General features: G+C 59.6%; 16 protein-coding genes. 10 read left to right on the top strand and 6 right to left on the bottom strand.

The window, feature by feature from the left end:
* Positions 1-433: right-handed parallel beta-helix repeat-containing protein (locus BWR02_RS20415; RefSeq protein WP_201276352.1), on the bottom strand; the 433-nt coding region annotated here is incomplete at its 3' end.
* Between the two features lie 594 nt (positions 434-1027).
* On the opposite strand from BWR02_RS20415, the gene BWR02_RS20410 reads away from it, so the two are divergent.
* On the top strand, positions 1028-1387 hold the full coding sequence (locus tag BWR02_RS20410) for a hypothetical protein (RefSeq protein WP_139559754.1): 360 nt from the start codon (positions 1028-1030) through the stop codon (positions 1385-1387).
* 255 nt (positions 1388-1642) lie between these two features.
* Positions 1643-2269, top strand: coding sequence for a MarC family protein (locus BWR02_RS20405; RefSeq protein ID WP_139559753.1), 627 nt, complete (start codon positions 1643-1645; stop codon positions 2267-2269).
* 316 nt (positions 2270-2585) lie between these two features.
* On the opposite strand, the gene BWR02_RS20400 is transcribed toward BWR02_RS20405, so the two are convergent.
* Positions 2586-2792 (bottom strand): hypothetical protein, encoded by a 207-nt coding sequence (locus BWR02_RS20400; RefSeq protein WP_162560266.1) that lies wholly within the window; start codon positions 2790-2792, stop codon positions 2586-2588.
* A gap of 191 nt (positions 2793-2983) precedes the next feature.
* Between BWR02_RS20400 and BWR02_RS20395 the strand changes: the two genes are divergently transcribed.
* The 4 genes from BWR02_RS20395 (at position 2984) to BWR02_RS20380 (ending at position 7506) form a co-directional block, all read left to right on the top strand.
* Positions 2984-3301: a hypothetical protein gene (locus BWR02_RS20395; RefSeq protein WP_139559751.1), complete on the top strand. Its 318-nt coding sequence runs from the start codon at positions 2984-2986 to the stop codon at positions 3299-3301.
* A 163-nt stretch (positions 3302-3464) separates the two neighbouring features.
* Entirely contained in the window at positions 3465-4358 is an 894-nt protein-coding gene (locus BWR02_RS20390) for an FkbM family methyltransferase (protein ID WP_139559750.1), read from the top strand.
* 609 nt (positions 4359-4967) lie between these two features.
* Positions 4968-5789, top strand: a complete 822-nt coding sequence (locus tag BWR02_RS20385; RefSeq protein ID WP_162560265.1) for a glycoside hydrolase family 5 protein — start codon at positions 4968-4970, stop codon at positions 5787-5789.
* A gap of 820 nt (positions 5790-6609) precedes the next feature.
* Positions 6610-7506 carry an O-fucosyltransferase family protein gene (locus BWR02_RS20380; RefSeq protein ID WP_139559748.1) on the top strand — a complete coding sequence of 299 codons (897 nt, stop codon included), beginning with the start codon at positions 6610-6612 and terminating at the stop codon, positions 7504-7506.
* Between the two features lie 172 nt (positions 7507-7678).
* On the opposite strand, the gene BWR02_RS20375 is transcribed toward BWR02_RS20380, so the two are convergent.
* Both BWR02_RS20375 and BWR02_RS20370 read right to left on the bottom strand, forming a co-directional pair.
* On the bottom strand, positions 7679-10000 hold the full coding sequence (locus tag BWR02_RS20375) for a glycosyltransferase family 39 protein (RefSeq protein ID WP_139559747.1): 2322 nt from the start codon (positions 9998-10000) through the stop codon (positions 7679-7681).
* Between the two features lie 19 nt (positions 10001-10019).
* Positions 10020-10703, bottom strand: coding sequence for a class I SAM-dependent methyltransferase (locus tag BWR02_RS20370; protein WP_162560264.1), 684 nt, complete (start codon positions 10701-10703; stop codon positions 10020-10022).
* 401 nt (positions 10704-11104) lie between these two features.
* On the opposite strand from BWR02_RS20370, the gene BWR02_RS21400 reads away from it, so the two are divergent.
* Entirely contained in the window at positions 11105-11329 is a 225-nt protein-coding gene (locus BWR02_RS21400) for a hypothetical protein (RefSeq protein ID WP_236102470.1), read from the top strand.
* A 123-nt stretch (positions 11330-11452) separates the two neighbouring features.
* On the opposite strand, the gene BWR02_RS20360 is transcribed toward BWR02_RS21400, so the two are convergent.
* Complete coding sequence (locus BWR02_RS20360; RefSeq protein WP_139559745.1) at positions 11453-13270, bottom strand: cation:proton antiporter; 1818 nt, start codon at positions 13268-13270, stop codon at positions 11453-11455.
* Between the two features lie 78 nt (positions 13271-13348).
* Between BWR02_RS20360 and BWR02_RS21155 the strand changes: the two genes are divergently transcribed.
* Both BWR02_RS21155 and BWR02_RS21150 read left to right on the top strand, forming a co-directional pair.
* A complete protein-coding gene (locus BWR02_RS21155; protein ID WP_521615339.1) occupies positions 13349-13744 on the top strand; it encodes a transposase in 396 nt (131 codons plus the stop codon).
* Positions 13696-14055: a hypothetical protein gene (locus tag BWR02_RS21150; RefSeq protein ID WP_201276351.1), complete on the top strand. Its 360-nt coding sequence runs from the start codon at positions 13696-13698 to the stop codon at positions 14053-14055. Before BWR02_RS21155 ends, BWR02_RS21150 begins: the two co-directional genes overlap by 49 nt.
* Before the next feature lie 176 nt (positions 14056-14231).
* Here the strand turns inward: BWR02_RS21150 and BWR02_RS20350 are convergent, their stop codons facing one another.
* On the bottom strand, positions 14232-15494 hold the full coding sequence (locus tag BWR02_RS20350; RefSeq protein WP_139559744.1) for a PQQ-dependent sugar dehydrogenase: 1263 nt from the start codon (positions 15492-15494) through the stop codon (positions 14232-14234).
* A gap of 2098 nt (positions 15495-17592) precedes the next feature.
* On the opposite strand from BWR02_RS20350, the gene BWR02_RS20340 reads away from it, so the two are divergent.
* Positions 17593-18408, top strand: a complete 816-nt coding sequence (locus BWR02_RS20340) for a TolB family protein (protein WP_162560263.1) — start codon at positions 17593-17595, stop codon at positions 18406-18408.
* Positions 18409-18498: the final 90 nt, after the last annotated feature.

Here is an 18498-nt window from a genome sequence, read left to right as displayed (position 1 = left end):
CGCGGACGGCCAGCGGTGCGGCGGCGGTGCCGGATTTGCTGATGACCAGGCGTTCGACATAAGTGCCGCCGCGTGCATACAGCGTGTCGCCCGGGACGAGTTTCCTGCTGGCGGCGGTTAGCGACTTGAAGGGACGGTCGAAGGAGCCGGGGTTCGCGTCGCTGCCGCCCGGCGCGACGTAATAGGTCGCGGCGACCGCATTGCCGCCGGCTGCCGCGAGGCTCATCCCGGCGATGAGCAGAAGGCTTCGGCGCGTGCGAGCCCGGATAGGGCCGCGGCGGCCGGCGTTTCGCGCTCCTGGCCCGATTTCGTGATAGCCCGATGGCGCGAAGTAAGGGCTGGCGCCGAATGACGCTTGCGCAGTCGGCATTCCGCCAGCCGGTACGATCAGCGAAGCAAGCGTATCAAAGGAAGCTTCATGCGTGGCGTTCATTGTCGTCTCACCCTTTCGTTATTGGCCTTTCTTGTTCATCAACCCGATGTGCGCATCGCGTTGTACCCGGCGCCCTGAAGGTGTCGGTTACTGAAGGCTAGTAGCGGCCCTGAGCGGGTGAGTGCGGCTGCGGCCTTGTCTGCCCGGAACTGTGAACTGGCTCACAGAAAGTCTGGAGAATGCGGATCAAGCGCCGTATCGCATGGTGACGGTGGGTCGAGGGAGGCTCTGTTCAGTGCCGCGAAGGTGGGTCTTGGTAGAAGCCCTGTCGAATCCAGTCGGGTGCCACCCGTACGCAACGGCCGGATCCGTCCAGTGGTGCGGCGCCCGCAACAGTTCCGGCCATGATCGAGACCAATACGGCTTCGGCATCATCAATTGCGCGACATCGCGGCGCGGACGGCCAGGGTATCCAGGGGCCAGGAACGCCCGCCGCAGGCGCGTAGGACCGGTCGTCGACGTCCCTGCCGTCCACGGGAAACTTGCAAGACCCGCGTTTTCCGCATTTCATATGCTGGCGTTCAAACCGCCGTCGGGAAAGCGCCGCTGAATGTCTGCGTGTCCCGCCGTTCACCATTGACCAAGGGAAAGCCAATGAAACAGGACAAAACCCCATTCGCTGCGTTTTTGAGCCTCAGCCTGGCAGGCGCAGCGTCCACTGCTGCCGTTGCCGTGGAGAAAGACCCGTTCGCACTGAAGGAGATCAGCCCGAATGCGGTGGATAGAGTGGCCGAAGCGGCCGGAGACGCGGCGACGGACGCGGCGAAGGCCGCCAGCACGATGAAAGGCGCGGGCGAGATGAAATGCGGCGCCAACATGATGAAGGGGGGCGGCATGATGAACAACGGCGGGACCATGTCCGCCCCGAAGGCGGCCACCGAAGCGGCGGGCAGCGCCAAGCCTGCCGAAAAGCCGGCCGGTTCGGAAGCCGGAAAGCCTCCGGGCTCGCACTGACCTCGGGCTCATCCAGTCGCCGCGGAAAGGCCGGTTGCCTGTCGGCCGATCCGCGGTCCCTGCCTGCCGGAGCGCTGCCGCGTTCTCTCTTTCCCGACGAGCGGGCGCATCGCCGGGCGTAGCCAGCATGATGGGCGAGGCCCCGCGGTGAATGTGTCATCCCAGACCGCATACTTAGCCCCGTGGTCGGAGCCGCTGCCGTGAACGCGCCCGGTTCCGGGGCGTCAATGTTTGCCAACTCAGAAAACCGAGTTCATGCCGTCATCCAGTGAAATGCTGACGACCTTCGTGCTGCTATGGGCAGTGATCGATCCCGTCGGGACGGTGCCGGTATTCATATCGGCGACTCAGGGGCGGCCGGAAAAGGAGCGCCGCCGCATCGCATTCGTGGCTGCTGCCACCGCCGCCGGGATACTGCTGTTCTTCATCGTTGTCGGCGAACCGATTCTTCAGGCGATGGGTATCCCGCTGCTCGCCTTTCAAATCGCCGGCGGGATCGTGCTCTTCCTGTTTGCCTTGACCATGATCTTCGGCGAGGGCAAACCGGAGTCCGAAAAGAAGGAGCTGCGCTCCGCCAGTGACGTCGCCGTGTTCCCGCTCGCGACCCCTTCGCTGGCTTCGCCCGGTGCGATGATGGCCGTGGTGTTGCTGACCGAGAATTCCAGCAATTCGCTGCTCGATCAAGCGATCTGCGCGATGTTGATGCTTACGGTGATCGCCATGTCGTATCTGCTGATGCTGGCTGCGGGGTTCATCTCGAAGATCATCGGAACCGGCGGCGCCAGCATCGTCAGTCGGGTGATGGGGTTGATTCTGGCGTCGATCGCGACAGCCAATGTACTGGAAGGGATCAAGGCGTATTTCCAGTCGGCAGCGAGCTGAAGAACGCAAAGAAGACGCCTGGCTTGCGGAGGCGGGAACGACCACGCGCAACGTTCCGTCTGAATCCCGCATCGAGTGCGGTCACTCGCCGGGTGGACGCCGCTCTCGACCACAGACCTTGTGTGATGCGAGTGGCGATACCCCAGCCGATTTCGGCTGCACGGCGCTGCCAAAATCGAAGAGGCCGCGAGGTTTGCGGTTGCGGAAGACTTTCACGGTCTCGCGTCTGGCGTGGCGACACTGCCGACCGCGCACCTACGTAAATCGACGTATTGACGGTGCGTGATGGCTGCCAATAGCATCCAATTGTCGCCCGCTACATCGGTGGCGTCATGCCGGGCGGGACGTCGGCATCCAGAAAGAGGAATGTCAGCGGCCTCGCCATCCCTGTACTCATGGGTTTCCGGTTCAGACCCGGAACGACGGTTTGGGTGGCATGGGTTACCTTTCGCTCCGAAAGCAGGTCGAGCAGGTCAGGGCGCTCGACGCCCTGCACCGGCGATCTCGCCATGGGAGTCTTCATGGCCGGCAGGGGGGCTGAACGCCGCCCCGGGCTGCTGGCCGAAAATCGGCGTACGCATTCATGGGAAAAACATTGCAATGAGGTTGTGGCCTACAACACGTCCCGGGAACGCAACTGGCAAGCCCTCGCTTCCAATTCTCGCGTCGGCTGCGTACTTGTTGCTGGCGGCCTGTGCTCATGATTCGGCTCTGATGAAAAGGACCGAGTCCCTCAGGGCTTACCAGTCCGCAGTTCGTTGGGGTGACTTCAACCAGGCCGCTGCCTTTCATGATGGCGTAAGCCCTCCGCGTCGGGCGACCGACCGATTGAGGGACGTGCGGGTCACTGGTTACAACGTCGTTTCCCAACGCGAAGACAAAGCGCGGCAGGCCCTGCACCAGACGGTCGAAATTCGCTACCACTACATTGGGCAGCCCACCGAGAAACTGGTCGTCGACGAGCAGGATTGGCATTACGACGCACAGCGAGGGGATTGGGTGATTGATACCCCGCTGCCGAGCTTCGAGTGATCGTCGACCTTGGATCAGTGTCGTGTGCCGAGTGTCTGCGTCCGGGCGACACTTTTTTTGATGCAGATCGCAGACCACGAAAATATGAGTGACCGTAATGTAAGGCAACACAGAATAAGGTTACCCGTCCCCGGTGATTAGCCAGAATCGGAAGTGCCGTGCCATGAAATTCACTGAGATAACCGAGGTACTGGCGTTGCTGACGCCCTGGGACATAATCGGGCCAGCCAAGGTGCGAGTCGGGAGGGCTCAGGGGGACGGCGGCTACATTCTGCTCGATACGCTGCTGAAGGACCAAAAGGTCTATAGCTTTGGCGTAGGGAAGCAGATTACGTTTGATTTGGAGTTGGCAGAACGTGGTCATGATATTTACTTATTTGACCATACGGTTTCTGCGCTCCCAACCGAGCACCCACGCTTTCACTTCTTTCGCGAGGGAGTCAGTTCAGTCAGCCAACCTGATAAGGCGCTTTTTTCATTAGAGCAGCATATTGACCGCCTAGGGCACAGGGATCTTGATTTAATTCTAAAGATGGACGTTGAAGGCGCCGAGTGGGGCGTGCTCGCGACCGCTGGCTCCGGTTTGATCCGGAAATTCTCGCAGATCACCATGGAGTTGCACGGTTTAGATCGATTGGGTAATGAAAAAACTCGCGCCAGGGCCTGTAGAGTCCTAAGAAAGCTGAACAGAACCCACACGCTATTCCATGTCCATGGGAACAACGCTGTACCGTTGAAGAATATTGATGGGATTACTGTCGCGCCGCTACTAGAGGTGTCCTATGTACGCTCTGATTTGGTCGAGCGAGTGCGCTCAAGGACGTTTTATCCGACGGTAGTGGATGCCCCGAATGTCTCGCGGAAACCAGACCACGTCTTGTGGTTTTATCCTTTCTACCCTTATCTCGAGCCGGAGTCAGTTGCCGGAGAAGTGATGCAGGCAGCGCGCCGACTAGACGTTCAAGCGAAAAAGCGACTGGCGAAGAAGTCGCGCGAAGCCAACAAACGAAGCCTGGCGGATGGCGCTGTCCGACCTTCCCTCCCTGCGCGTGGCTGAATCGCGCTTCTTCATGTCTAGGTGCTAACGCCCAACGGTCATTCGTTCCAGAATCGGGGCAGCCATTCTTCCCATCCGGATTTGGCTTGCGCCTAACGCGAGCTTCCGGAAGTCTCAATAGGCGAAAAATCCGGCCTGTTGCGGAAACCAAAGGCGTAGGTATTAATACCCTTTCGCGACTGCTGAATAATCGTTCATGATGGAACATTTATAACGTCATTCCCGCGCGCTGTTCTTTCGCCTTGAAATAAACAGGCCTTCCGCCAAAGAAAAACTAGGCGCTTCGTTATTCCTGCACGATCAGGTCGTTTTACTTCAGTCGGTGTTCTTATGTGCCTTCAAGCTTTTTTCGGCAGTTCCGCGACACTGGTACCGTCGATTGGTATCGCCCGACCAAGGTTTCGTGGCGCGCTTTTCCTCATTCTCCTTGCGTTAGCGTCTCCTTCGCTCTTAGCCGCGAATGGCGCTATATCGGTTACTGGAGCAACCATTCTGAGGGACGGTGTGCCTTGGCAGGCTAAAGGCGTCGTCATCGCGGCATTCGCCCCCCCAGATGCTGGCACAAAGGACGCGTACGCAAAAGCTAGAGCCCGATTTGGGATACCAGCCTTGGACAAGATCCGGGCCTATGGTGCGGATGTCATCCGTATGCATGTGAATCAGGATGAACTGGACCCAGAAAACAAACGTCGGTCGAAAACTTACAAGGAAAAATATGTGAGTGCCGTAAGGCTGGCGCGGTCCCGCGGATTCAACGTGATTGTAAATATGGTGAAGTGGTCACCGGAGGATGGCATGGATGATCCGGATAGAGGCCTGCCATATCTTCCGTCTGAGGTTACCGTCCGCGCCTGGCGTCAATTGGCTCCGATCTTTAAGGATGACTCGGGTGTTATGTTTGAGGTTTTCAACGAACCGGGATTGAAGCAGAACACATCGGCGAATTGGTCCAAGCTCAAGAAGGCGACACAGCCCGTTATAGACGCGATTCGTAGTTCAGGGGCCAAGAATGCAATTATTGTGGAGGGGGTGCGCAACGCCCACTACCTGAGTGAAGAGTTCATTCTAAATGATCCGGAGCGGAAGCTTATATACGGAGTGCATCCTTTCATTAATAAGGACGCCAGGGATCGTGCTTCGTGGGAACGGGACTGGGGGTTTATGTCGAAGAAGGTGCCGATTATGGTGACGGCCTTCAACGCTACAGCAAGCAGAAAGGGATGCCGGCCGGAGCTCCCGAGTTTGGCACGGCAAATGTTGGACTATCTGGAAGAAAAGAAAATCGGGTATGTGCTGTGGGCGTTTGATTTGGCAGTATTGATCAATCCAGTCACCGATGCTCCCACAGACTATGTCAATTTCAAATGTGGTGTGGGGACTCCTAAGGGCATTGGTGCACTTGGTAAGGAATACTTTAAAAGACGGCATTAGCATGACGCTAGCGAGGTAACAGGGGCCCTGCAAAGCCATTCCGCGTCTCGCTGTGCGCGATGCGCTGCGGTCGTGACTGAAGAGAGAAGGCGCGGGCAGGTGTTCGTGCGGCGTCTGGAGGGTTTCGGCACGGAATAGCTATTGCCCGAATTGGGAACAGACTTGTTTAAGTGCCAGCCCGAGGGTCAGGAGCCTACGCACGGCGGGTTTGAGGTGATAAGGGCTTAGCGCGGCCCGTCCTGGCGCTGGGCGTAGGCGCACCGTTCCGGGTTGAGGGCGGCGTGCCGAAAACATGGTTCAAATGCAGGCGGAACTGCAAGAATTGTCCTGCATACGCAGTGGAGAAGATGGCTACATACGCGGAGCCTTAAGGTTAACGCTTTCATTCAAGGTGACCCTGAGTCTCCGGCTGCACCTAGCAACCAATAGGCCGGAGCATATTATTCATACAGCCCAAGGTGCCTCTACTGCTTCTCCCGAAGCATACGGATACAGGCATGGGAAGTGCCGAAACATCATGAGGAAACGACGATAAACGAGCGGGCGGCGCGCGTTCTCTCGCTTCGGCCCGCGATCTCCTGTTATTAATCGAAAGGATGTTATTTCGTCAGAGTCATGTACGCCGGTAGTGGGTGGAGTAAATATATCGAACTAGCCTAATCCGCTGTCTGGGTATTTTTCCCCTGCCGTTCCGCGCACTAAAGGCTAATGGTCTAGAATTTTCGTGCGATTGCCGTTGTGACGCTCTGGGTGCGACATTATGGGATAAGCGCGCAAACGCGCTTGAATTCCATGAGTCGACCATGCAGAGGGGAATTGCATGCAAAAGAAGGTTATCGTGGTTTGCAAACCGGGTAACGGTGTTGGACACCGGTTTCTTCTGCTCCGTCGTATTAGTGACTTCGCAAGGGTTTATGGCTATGAGGCGGAGTTTCTTTGGGGTGTTACCGGTGGCGTCGCACATTGTCGTTGGGAGGAATTGTTCTCACCATTTGACAATATTAGTATCACAAACATCTCGGAGGGGGAGAACCGGCAATTTATACGTGCGTTGAGGCTTCAGGACAGTATACGGATTGGAGGCCGCCTTTACGAGGTTGTGAAGCAGGGGAAGAAGCTGAGTAAAAGAATGGTCGCATTCAACTTGTTGGGCACTGCATGCCTAGCGCGGCGTGGAAGCCGCCGTGGACAGTCGACAGAGCCCCTGGTCGCTAAGCCCTCTGCCATTATCGGGCGCGAGGTCCGGGAGTTTTCGGAACAGCATCACTTGTTCAGGCGGCTCGGGATCAGGATCAGAGTCACGGAAGGCGTGAAGCAGGCGCGAAGGCCGCATCGTGTTCCGGAGGAATTGGATGAGTGTTTGGCACCTTTGATGCGCCTTACCGAGGAGATTCCAGTTTTTTTGGTAACGGACTCTGAGTACATTCAGGACGCCTTGAAGTCGCATTTCAACTCGCTCGTCTATCAGGCGAAGTCCTTTGATGAGTTTGAAAAAGGGAGCCGGTACGTCAACCGTTCAGATAGTGGCGCGATGGTGACGTTCCTTAGGGAGTCCTTCTGTTTAGGCAAATGCCGGCGGGTCATCAGGATCGGAGGCTTTCTTAACGACCACGTCGCGAAGTTGTGGTCGCCGCCATACATCGGGGAATTCGGCGCGATGCCGGTGGCTGAGCGGCGAGAAATCGAGCGAGGGCCTTTTTCTCGTCCATCTGAATGAAAGCTGCCCCTTTGTGCCGGAAAGTTTCGGCAGGAGATCGCTGCGTTGGCGGGTGCCGCCCCAAGAATTCTCGCCAGGCGCGGCCAAGGAGATGACAGGCTGGCGCGGAAGGGTAACCTGACTTCGGGTCGGGGGGCGCGCACGCGAGCGCCGAAATTCGGCTGGCCCCCTGCTATTGCCCGGCGGACGGTGTGGCCTGGATCTTGAGCAGGCGCGCCGAAGCATCGGCTGCCTGCGCCGCCGTCTGATCGATCTGCTCGGGCCTGATTTCGATGCGCTGTGGTGTCGCACTGGCACCCAGTTTCAGAGTCACTGCCGCAGTGGGGCGGGTGCCGTCCACCGCGATGCTGCCGGCCACGGCCCCGTCGACGAGGATGGAGAAGCGAGCGGAGCCCGCGTAGCGCGCCAGTGCGATTTCCAGTCGGTCCGGGTGCGTGCCGGCGAGCGTCCAGAACTCGGCCCCCGAAGGTCCGATGTTGGCGAAGAGCGGCAGCTTGAATTCGGGATAGGGGCCTAGCATCGGGGCCAGACCCGCCACGGTCGCGACGCCGGTCACCGGGGGCAGCGCACCGAACCGTTCCAGATCGCGATACGCTTCCCGTCGCAGAAACAGCCGCCAGCCCTCGAAGTCCACGACCGGGACCAGTCCGTGAATCAGTTTGCGCGTATAGCGTGAGAGCTCGGTGTCCGGCAGGTTGGTCAGCACGGAGTCGAAGCGGCTTCGTGGGGCGCCCTGGGTCGGAAAGCCGTACTGCGTCGACAACGGGAGGTAGCGTAAGGCGGCGTGCATCGGACTGGTGGAGGTGTCGAGCCACACGGAGTGTACCGACGCCTCCCGCAATACACGGCCGATCGGTGGCAGCAGGTTGGCCCCACGGCCCGACCGCCCGACCGCTCCGTCTTCATCGAGCATCCACGGAGTGACCTTACCGGCGAGCGGTCGCGACCAGTTGGCCGCTGCCGGCAAGAGCCAGAGCCACAGTGCAGCGATAGCGACCGCGGGCCACGGGCGGGGGCGCCAGGACGCGATCATCAGGCCGATACCCGGCGCGGCTAAAGCCACGGCCGGGATCAGCAGCCGGGAATGCCATGGCTGCCAGCGGAAGACGACCGAGAACAGGAGCAGGGACAATGCGAACAGCGCTGCCGATTCGCGTGCGCAGCAACGCTGGGGGCCGGGATGCACACGCAGAAAGCCGCCGGCACACAGCCACAAGGCCAGCGCGAAGTGAATAAGCGCCGTAGCGGAGTCTTCGAGAAAGGGCGTGTAGATCACGGCAAACCGGGTCGCCATGAACGTCGTATCGGGATCGGATGGACCCTGGCCCAGGAACGCCAAGGCCGCGGTCGTTGTAGCCTCCAGCGTGCGATTCCAGGATTCGAAAGGCAACGCGAACTGCAGGGCGAGGTTGCGTACCAGGACCGACACGGCCGAACTCGCGGAGAGGATTCGGCCATTGAGTACGCTGCCTTCCGTCGCGGTGTCGCCTGATGCGAACAGCACGAAGGTCGGCACATAGTGCAAGGCAGTGATCACTGCCGCGGCAGAGACGAAAGCGCCGCCGCCGATCGCGCTGAAGCGCGCCCGGTTGGCGATGAAACGCAGCCCGGCGACCATGCCGATGGCTGGCAGGTAGACCACCGCCGTGCCCTTGGCGAGCATCGCGCAGCCCGCCGAGACTCCGGCAAGCATGGACGCCCCGAGCCCGTTCGTTCTCAGCGCAATGCAGCGCCGTGCGACGAGCCACAGGAGCAGCAGCCATGCGGTCAGGAACAGATCATTCTTGTTGTTCGACGCCTGATAGAAGGCGGCGGGCAGCGAGGCGAAAAACGCCACGGCATAAAGGCGCGCTGTGCGGGATGCTCCGTCCTGCTGCAGGATCGCATCCAGCAGTGCCCAACAGGTGACGTAGGAAACCCACTGCACCAGAAATGACAGCCGGTCACTGCCGGCCAGCACGTACAGCTGGACCGATACCCACTCCGACAGTGCCGGCATGACGCTCATGTGCGGGAACGGCATGGCCTGGGGCCACACGGTTCGTTCACTGATCCAGATCAGTTGCCGAGGCAGGTGATAGATGATTGAGTCGCCATTGTTGGGCGGATACAGCAGACCCATGGCCAGGGCGGCGCCGGCAGACAGCATCAGGGCGACGGTGACGCGTTTCTCGGCCGTCGACATCCGTTCCCCGTCGGGCAATTCCGCGGATGCGTGTGGGCGGAAGCGCTTGCGCTGCAGCCGGTCGAAGCCAAGTAACGCGAGGATCCCCGCGAGCCACCACAGGCTCACCGGGAGCCGCGCCAGGTGATGTCCGAAGCTCAGCACCACGCTTCCCAGGCCCGCCCAGCAGGATGTCAGCGCGAAGGCCGCGATGAGCCCGCGCTGCCGCGGGTCGCGCGCCACCTGCTCGGGTACCCAGATCCGGCCGGCGTTACCGGCCAGGACGAAAAATCCGACCGGCAAGAGAACCAGCAAACCGGACGCTTGCATGCCCCGCCCTCCTGCGGGCTCAGCGCGCCAACGCGACCAGGCTCTGGCCTCGCGGTGGACGGCAGAGGGTCGTTTCCAGCCGGTGTACCCACGGGAAAATCCAGCGGTCGTAGAACCGCACGCTGTGTGGGTCGAAGGCGGTCCTGCCCAGTCCCTTGAACACCAGGGCCCAGGCGATATAGCCGACGCTGTTCAGATAGTGGAGGTCGGTCGTCTTGAAGCCGGCGGCCTGCAGTTTCTGCCGCAGCTCCCGGTGGTGGTAGCGGCGGAAATGTCCGAACTTCCTGTCGATCGGGGCGTAAAGCTCGGGGCAGGCCGGCACCAGCAGGCACAGGGTGCCCTCCCGTGCGCTCAGCATCCGGCGGTACAAACCGAGCTCCTCCTGATCGTCCTCGATGTGCTCCAGCACATTGACACTGACGATGCAGTCCGGTGTGAAACGCGTCGCGTAGTCTCGTGCGATGCCGTGGATCAGTTCGGCTCCCGGCGCGTTTCGCGCGTGCTCGACCAGGAACTGGCTATCCGGTTCGAGACAGGTGAGGCGTGTGATGCCTGGCCGTGACAACAATTCCTGGCTGATCTGGCCAACCCCGCATCCGACCTCGAGCACCTCCCCTTTCAGACCGCTGGAGAACTCGCGCAGGATGGCTCTCCGATAGTTGACCGCTTCCTGGAGCGCGAGAAATTCATAGTCGAGTTGCATGAGCCGGGTTCCGTCAGGATTGTGTGGATGTCGATTGGGTTGCGCCGACTGGCTGGTCATTCCGCCGGCATGGGGGTCTGAACGATGGCGCACCCGTGTTGGGCGGCCCCTGCGGTCGAGGGGCGCGGAGGAGGCCCATTGCTCCGATCCGTCCCTGCGCCGCCCTGCTTCGAGACAGGCTACCAGATTTAGGTCCCCAAACCCGCTTATCCGGGCAAGGGGTCGCCCATAGGCAGCCGGAAAGCATCCCGCTCATCCCTATCCGCTATGGCGCGCCTTATTCGCCTCGACTTGCCGGGTGTTCCGCAACGCCTCATGCAGTCCGGCGATAATCGTCAGCTTCATTTTTCCACAACGACGATTACAGCGACTATCGCGAATACCTGCGCGAAGCCCTGGTGATGAACGGCTGCAAGCTTTACGCGTTCGTGCTGATGACGAACCACGCCCACCTGAGGGCGGTGAGCGAGGCTCCGGGTAGCGGTTCCGGCTTGATGCAATCGGTCGGTCGCCGCTACAGGCGGTATGCCGATGTCGCATATCGGCGCTCGGGAACCCTGTTCAAAGCGACCTTGATGGAGAGCGAACGCTACCCGCATCACATGCATGCGCGACATCGAGCTTAACCCGGTGCGGGCGGGCATGGTGACCGAGTCGGGGGATCAAGATTGGCGTAGCTACCGCTGCACGTGGGTGATCCCGTGAATCGCAGAGAGGAGAACTGAAAGCGAGGGCGCCCCTTATGCCGATCATTCGCAATCATCAGCCGCCGCTTCCCGGGTAGTGCAAACGAAACTGAACAGCATGTCTCCGGCGGCAGGTTCGCGCGCTCCAGCCGACGTAAACACGATCAGAGCACCGTTCGGCTTCAGCACGAACAGCGGGATCACACCGTCGCCGTGCATCGCGACGAAATCCTGATACTGAAAGGCCTCGGTCAAACGGGTGCATTTAACCTCGGGAGTTGCACCGCAACAGTACGCCAGATTCGCGTACGTGTGACCGGCGCCGAATAACACTCGGCCAAGCTGGTGCGGGGAAACACTCTGCAGGGCTCCAGGGTCGGCGGAGTCCGGGGCCAACTGGTAGACCTCACTGCGGCCAAAAACATCCCGAAACCGCATGCAAGCCAGCGCGTTCGTTGCGTCGTTGGGCGTGACCGCCAGCAGTCGGGATAGCCCCCCGTAGTCGATGGCATTGAAGGTGTGTTCCGAAAGGATGCTGCCATGGAAGCTCGGCAAGCCGCTCATACGGGCGGCCCGCACGAGGTTCGGGTCGCTGTCGACCAGAAGAACGGTCTGCCCCGCCTGCTGCAGTGCCTGCGCGATAGCCCGTGCCCAGGCATGGGCCCCAGCGAACAGGATGCCTTGCGGATTGTGGGCTACCAAGCCGAGGGCCCGCGCCAACGGTGCTGCACCCAGTCCGTAGACCAACACCGTGATGAAGACCACGAGCAAGGTGACCGACTCCAGCTCGCCGGCTTGCGGGTACCCGAGCGGCACCATTTCCAACGCAAACACGGAAGAGACGGCCACGGCAACAATGCCCCGAGGGGCCATGCAGCAAAGAAACAGGCGTTCGCGCCACGTCAATGCCGAACCGGCCGTCGAGAGCAACACCGCTGCCGGGCGCCCTAGCAGGATGAGCACGAGTACAAAGGAGAGCCCAAGCCAGCCCTGCGCGGTCAACTCCTCCCAACGCAGACGGGCGGTCAGGATGATGAACAAGCTCGAGATCAAGACCACCGTGATGCTTTCCTTGAACTCCACGATGTGCTGAATCGCCATCTGCTTCTGATTGGCAACGACTATGCCCATGATGGTTACTGCAAGCAGGCCGGATTCGCTCTGCAGCAGATTGGCAGTGGTCGATGCCGCGATTACGAGGGACAAGGTCACGACGCTGTGCAGCACGTCCGGAATCCAGAACCGGGTCAGGCTGACGATCAGCACCCAACCCGCGATGTAGCCCGTCGCGCCCCCGACCACTGCGGCGAGACCGACCGTCTGGAGAGCGTTCACGGTCCCCGCCTGAAACTCGCCGGCGCGGACTGCGGTGAAGAACATGACGGCCATGATTGCGCCGATCGGGTCGATCGTGATGCCCTCCCAACGCAGCAGGGATCCGATGCGCCCGCCGAGCCTCAGTTGTCGCAGAATAGGCCCGATCACAGTGGGTCCCGTAACGACGAGGATGCAACCGAGAAGGCCGGCGAGTCCCCAGCGGAACCCCAGCATGAAGTGCGCCGTGACGGTGGTGATCAGCCAGGCAACCACGACACCCAGCGTGGTCAACCGGGACAGAACGCCACCTATGTGTCGTAGTTCGCGGATATCCAGACTCAAGCCACCCTCGAACAGGATCACCGCTACCGACAGCGACACGATGGGTAGCAGCAGTTCACCCAACAAGGCATCGGGATGGACGAGCCCGGTCACGGGACCGGCGCCGATGCCCGTCAGCAAGAGCAGTAATATCGACGGGACGCCGAAGCGCCAGGCAGCCAACTGGGCCGCTGCTCCCAGCACTAGGATGCTTGCCAGTTGGATCAGCGCATCATGTGACATTTGACTGGAGGTCCGGCAAAGGGGACAGGCTACTTGTCGTGTTCGCACGAAAGCATCCTAGCGCATCCTCGCCGGTCTGTGATTCGCCTTCCTTGCCGCGACGTGCCGAAGGTTCCGCAGCACATCGTGCAGCGCGGGAACAATCGGCAGGCGCTCTTCTTCCACGACGATGACTACAGCGTCTACCGCGGATACCTGCGCGAAGCGCTGGTGAAGAACAACTGCAAGCTCTACGCGTTCGTGCTGATGACTAACCATGTCCACCTGCTGGCGTTGGGAGAGGCGCCGGGTCGGGTTTCCGGCTTGATGCAATGGGTCGGTCGCCGCTTCGGGCGCTATGTCAATGCGACCTACCGGCGCTCGGGAATCCTGTTCGAAGGACGCTACCAATCGAGCTTGGTGGACAGCGAACGCTACCTGCTCACGTGTTGCGCTATATCGAGCTCAACCCGGTACGGGCCGCCGGCTTGGTGACCGATCCGGGGGATTACCATTGGTCCGACTACCGCTCGTATGCCGGTGATGCCGCCATGCACTGGCTAACCGAGCCGGAGGAGTATCGCCGACTCGCTGCCAGTTCCGAGGCGTGTGAACCGGCTTATCGCGCACTGTTCAAGCAACCGTTTGCAGCCTATGATCTTGAGGCAATACGTGCGCATCTGAACAAGGACTGCGCACTCGGCTCCGGCAAGTTTCAGGAGCCGATCGAGGTGATGGTGGGCCGACGTGCCCAGATTGTTCCACAGGGGCGGCCGAAGAAACCGAGGGATGGCGCGGAAAAGTAACCTGACCCTTTTCTCTTTTTTAAAAGACTATCGCGCCCAGGCAGTTTGCCCCGGCGTCGGGCAACGGTAAGCCGGAAAGCAGTCCGCCCGCTTCGGTATCAGCGTTCCGCCCGCTACCGCGATGAGCGGATCGTTAAATGCGCGCTAACCACCGACGCCGAAGGGCGGGGCTGAGCTCACTGACCGACGTATCGTATTCGCCTGATCGCGCCGCGCGCCGTTGCGCCTTCCCGTCGCAGGTAGTAAAGGCTTCCGTCCGTTGCCACGTCCAGGTCGACCGGCTGGACAATGACGGTGGCGAAGCCGCGCACCTGGCCAGTACTAGGGCTGTAGCGCCGTATCCAGCCGCCGCAATAATCCGCAAAAAAGTAAGTCCCTACGTAGCCGGCCGGAAACATCCTGATCGGTGGGTTGTAGAAAGTGCCGCCGGTGATCGCACAGGAACCCAGGCTGCCAGTCCGATACGCATGGACCGGAGACACGAATCTCGGATCCGAGGTCGGACCTTCCGTCTCCGGCCACCCATAGTTGGCGCCGCTATGTCCGTCATCAATCTCTTCCCAGTTCGATTGGCCAACGTCATTGAGAAAGATCCGGCCGCTTCCGGGCTGTACTGCGAACGTGAACGGATTGCGCAGGCCCAAGGCCCAGATTGAACGATTCTTTCCCAATGCTGTTGAAAAAAACGGATTATTCGAGGGGATCGTACCATTGGAATTTATTCTGAGCAGCTTTCCAAAAAGGTTGGAAAGCGTCTGAGCATTGGTTCCGACGTCATTATCACCTACCGCGATATACAACTTGCCATCCCGTCCGAAGTGAATCGCGCCTCCGTAGTGTCTGGAATTAGTCAGATTATTCAGGTCCAGAATGACCCGCTGACTGCCCGGTACAGCTAGGTCCCCCTGGGCAGTGAATCGGCTGACGCGATTATGGGGCGGGGCTGTATTGGCGGTGTAGTACACATAGACGAACCTATTGCTGGTGAAATTCGGGTCGAACGCGACACCGAGGAGCCCCCCCTCATCCACTGCATTCACCGCCAGAGTCACGAACGGTTTCGGTAACAACACGCCGTTCTTTATCACACGCAGGCGGCCGCCTTGTTGACAGACAAAAATGCGGCCATCAGGGGCGATGGACATTGCGGTAGGTTGCAACAGGCCACTCGCGACCTGGGTCTCCGCAAATCCCACGGGGAGTGTTGCGGCCTCGCAGGACTCGGGCCGGCCGATCGTTGCAAGCCCCACAGCAATTTGGGCCAAGAAGAGTAGCCGGGCAACAACGCACGGTCGGTATCCGGGCGCCGTTTGGGCGTGCTTGCGCACTGCGGCGATGCGGCGGCGGACAACCGTCGGCACATCGACCGCCGACCAGAAACCCGGTTGAAGGAAAGACCGACGAGATGGTTTCGACTCAAGATGCGAATTCCTATTCATTTTTCTCTCATCTATGGGTTATTAGATAGTAAATATGCATTTCATAGCAGCCGATATGTGATTCACCAGAGCCCAATAGATACTAGGGACAAATCCCACGCTATACACGTCGATGTGGGGCGGAACCCAATAAACTGCAAGATCAAGATGTCCAGCTTTTTCAGCTACACCATTTCACATTATTTTGGCTAGGATAATCCACAGAACGCCAGAAGCGTACATGCCTAACTGCTCGGGAAGCGGCTTACTTACGGCACCTCAGTAACCGAAATGGTAGTAAGTTAAATGGGTGCCGCGCCCCAGCCTGGGATCCTGGGACAGGATGCGCCCTTCGTCATTAAATTGACATGCGTACTCGTACGGATTGCCTAGCCGACGAACGGGCGTAATGTTGGGTCACGCTCAGTGGTTCAGTCCGTATCGCTGGGCTGATCGAGTGGCGGGACTGGTCATGATCTTGAGTATTTGATGGCTGCTACTATTCCTTCTGATCGGAACTGAAGTCACAGAAAGAAACGGGACAGGTTACATTTTGTGCTGACCTGGAAGTGTCCCGACTGATCCTCACCCGCTATGGCGTGCCTTATTCGCCTCGACTTGCCAGATGTTCCGCAGCACATCGTGCAGCGCGGGAATAATCGTCAGGCTCTCTCTTTTTCCACGCTGGCGACCGCAGCGCTTACCCGGAATACCTTCGCTAAGCGCTGGTGAGGAACCGCTGTCACTTCACGCGTTGGTGCTGACGACAAACCATGTCCAACCGCTGGCGTCGGGCGAGGAGCGGGGTGCGATGCCGTGCTTGATGCAATCGGGTGGGCGCCGCTTGAGGCGCTATGTCAATGCGACCTACCGGCGCTCGGGAATCCTGTTCTAAGGGCGCTTCAAGTCGAGCTTGGTCGAGAGCGAACGCTACCTGCTGAGGTGCATGCTCTATATCGAGCTCAAACCGGTGCGCGCCGACATGGTCACTGATCCTGGGGATTACCTTTGGTCCAGCTACCGTTCGCATGCCGGTGACGCCGCCATGCACTGACTAACCGAACCGGAGGAGTATCGCCGACTTGCTGCCAGTTCCGAGGCGCGTGCACTGGCTTATCGCGCACTGTTCAAGCAACCGCTTGCGGCCTATGATCTTGAGGCAGTACGCGCGCATCTGAACAAGGATTGCGCACTCGGCTCCGGCAAGTTTCAGGAGGAGATCGAGGCGATGGCTGGCCGACGCGCCAAGATTGTTCCTCAGGGGCGGCCAAGGAAACCGAAGGATGGAACAGGAAAGTAACCTGCCCCCTTTTCTTGGACCCCTTTTCTTGCTCGTATGTGCTGATGAGAAACGATGTCCATCTCTTAGTCACCCTGCCCGAGGCGGGCGCGATGGCCCGGCTGATGATCTCGCTGGGTTCAGTACATCAACCGCAGCTATCGGCGCACCGGGACGCTGTGGGACAGTCGCTATAAGTCGTCGCTGGTGGATGCCGACGCGTATCTGTTGTCCTGTCTGCGTTACATTGAACTCAACCCAGTGCGGGCCGGGATGGTCAATGCCCCGGACGCTTATGCGTGGAGCAGTCACCGGTGTAGCGGGGAGGGACGGGCGAATCGACTGGTGACGCCTCACGCGATCTACTTGGCGTTGGGTGCGGATGAGAGCCGTCGCCTTGAGGCCTACCGAGCGTTATTCCGGCCGCACTTCGACGCGGAGGCATTAGCCGCGATCCGCCTGGAGGTTCAACAGAATCAGCCGGTGGGCAGTCCACGCTTCTTGGACACGACAGAGCGGATGACCGGCCAGCGGCGGGAGCCAAAGCCACGCGGGCGGCCGAGGAAGCCAACAGCGGCCGAGGGCGAAATGGTGACGAGTCAAGAAGGACTGACGCTCGATTAATCGAACCTGGGCCTTTTACCCGTATGTGCTGATGACTTGGTGATACAAGGATATATGTACAGACAGCGTCCTTAATGGTAGAGAGCTGAGTGTCAGGGTGGGACTCTTGCACCCAAGTTTTTCGCCCACTAGTGGGCAACTTCAGGCCAACTGCGCGGTCGCAGCGGCCTCTTGGTACCAGGATCGATTTAGTCAAAGCAGATGGAGTACCGAACCATGAGAACGTTTCCGGCAGAGAGCCTCATTTGCTCACTGGTTGCGAGTGCAGCAGGGCACTTCAACACCCGCACCGCTATCCCCCTGCTGGTCGTGCTCGGCATAGGCATGGCCCCCGATGTCGAGGCGATTGGAGACACTAGCCGAGCGAGCATCACTTCGTCGGGACAGCAAGGGAACCGCAAGTCGTATGGTGCGAGTGTTTCTGCCGATGGGCGCTATGTCGCATTCTTATCCGATGCCAGTAACCTGGTTACGGGCGACACGAACCAGGCACAAGATGTGTTCGTACATGACCGGGTGACGGGTCGCACGACCCGTGTCAGCGTCGACAGTAACGGCCAGCAACAAATTGCCCCTTCAGCGAACCCATCGCATGCTTGGGACGTCGATATCTCTGCAGACGGACGATTAATCGCTTTTTTCTCAGTGGCAAAAAATCTGGTCCCTACAGATACTAGTTTCCATTCCGACGTTTTTGTGCACGACCGAGTGACTCATGAAACCACACGCGTTAGCGTGGATTCGTCCGGAAATCAGGCAAACGGGGACTCATATGATATGGCCATTTCCGACAACGGACGATTCGTTGCGTTTCGCTCCGACGCAAGCAATCTTGTCCCTGGCGATACCAACGATGCCGGAGATATCTTTGTTCATGACCTTAACACTCACGAGACCACCAGAGTGAGTGTTGATTCCGATGGAAATCAAGCGAATGACGTATCGCCGTGGAGCATTCACATTTCTGCTGATGGGCGATTCGTAGCCTTTACTTCGTATGCTAGGGAGCCTCTGAACAAATGCGGCTGGTAAGCTATCGCCAACAGAGCACGTGAACGCGGTGACCGGATGAAACAGACGACCTTCGCCTCGCTGGCCTATGACCAGAAGAAGAAGCAGACC

Source organism: Methylotetracoccus oryzae, from assembly GCF_006175985.1.
Lineage (GTDB): Bacteria > Pseudomonadota > Gammaproteobacteria > Methylococcales > Methylococcaceae > Methylotetracoccus > Methylotetracoccus oryzae.
Note: the sequence above shows the minus strand (reverse complement) of the source record. Positions and strands in the feature narration are given on the sequence as shown.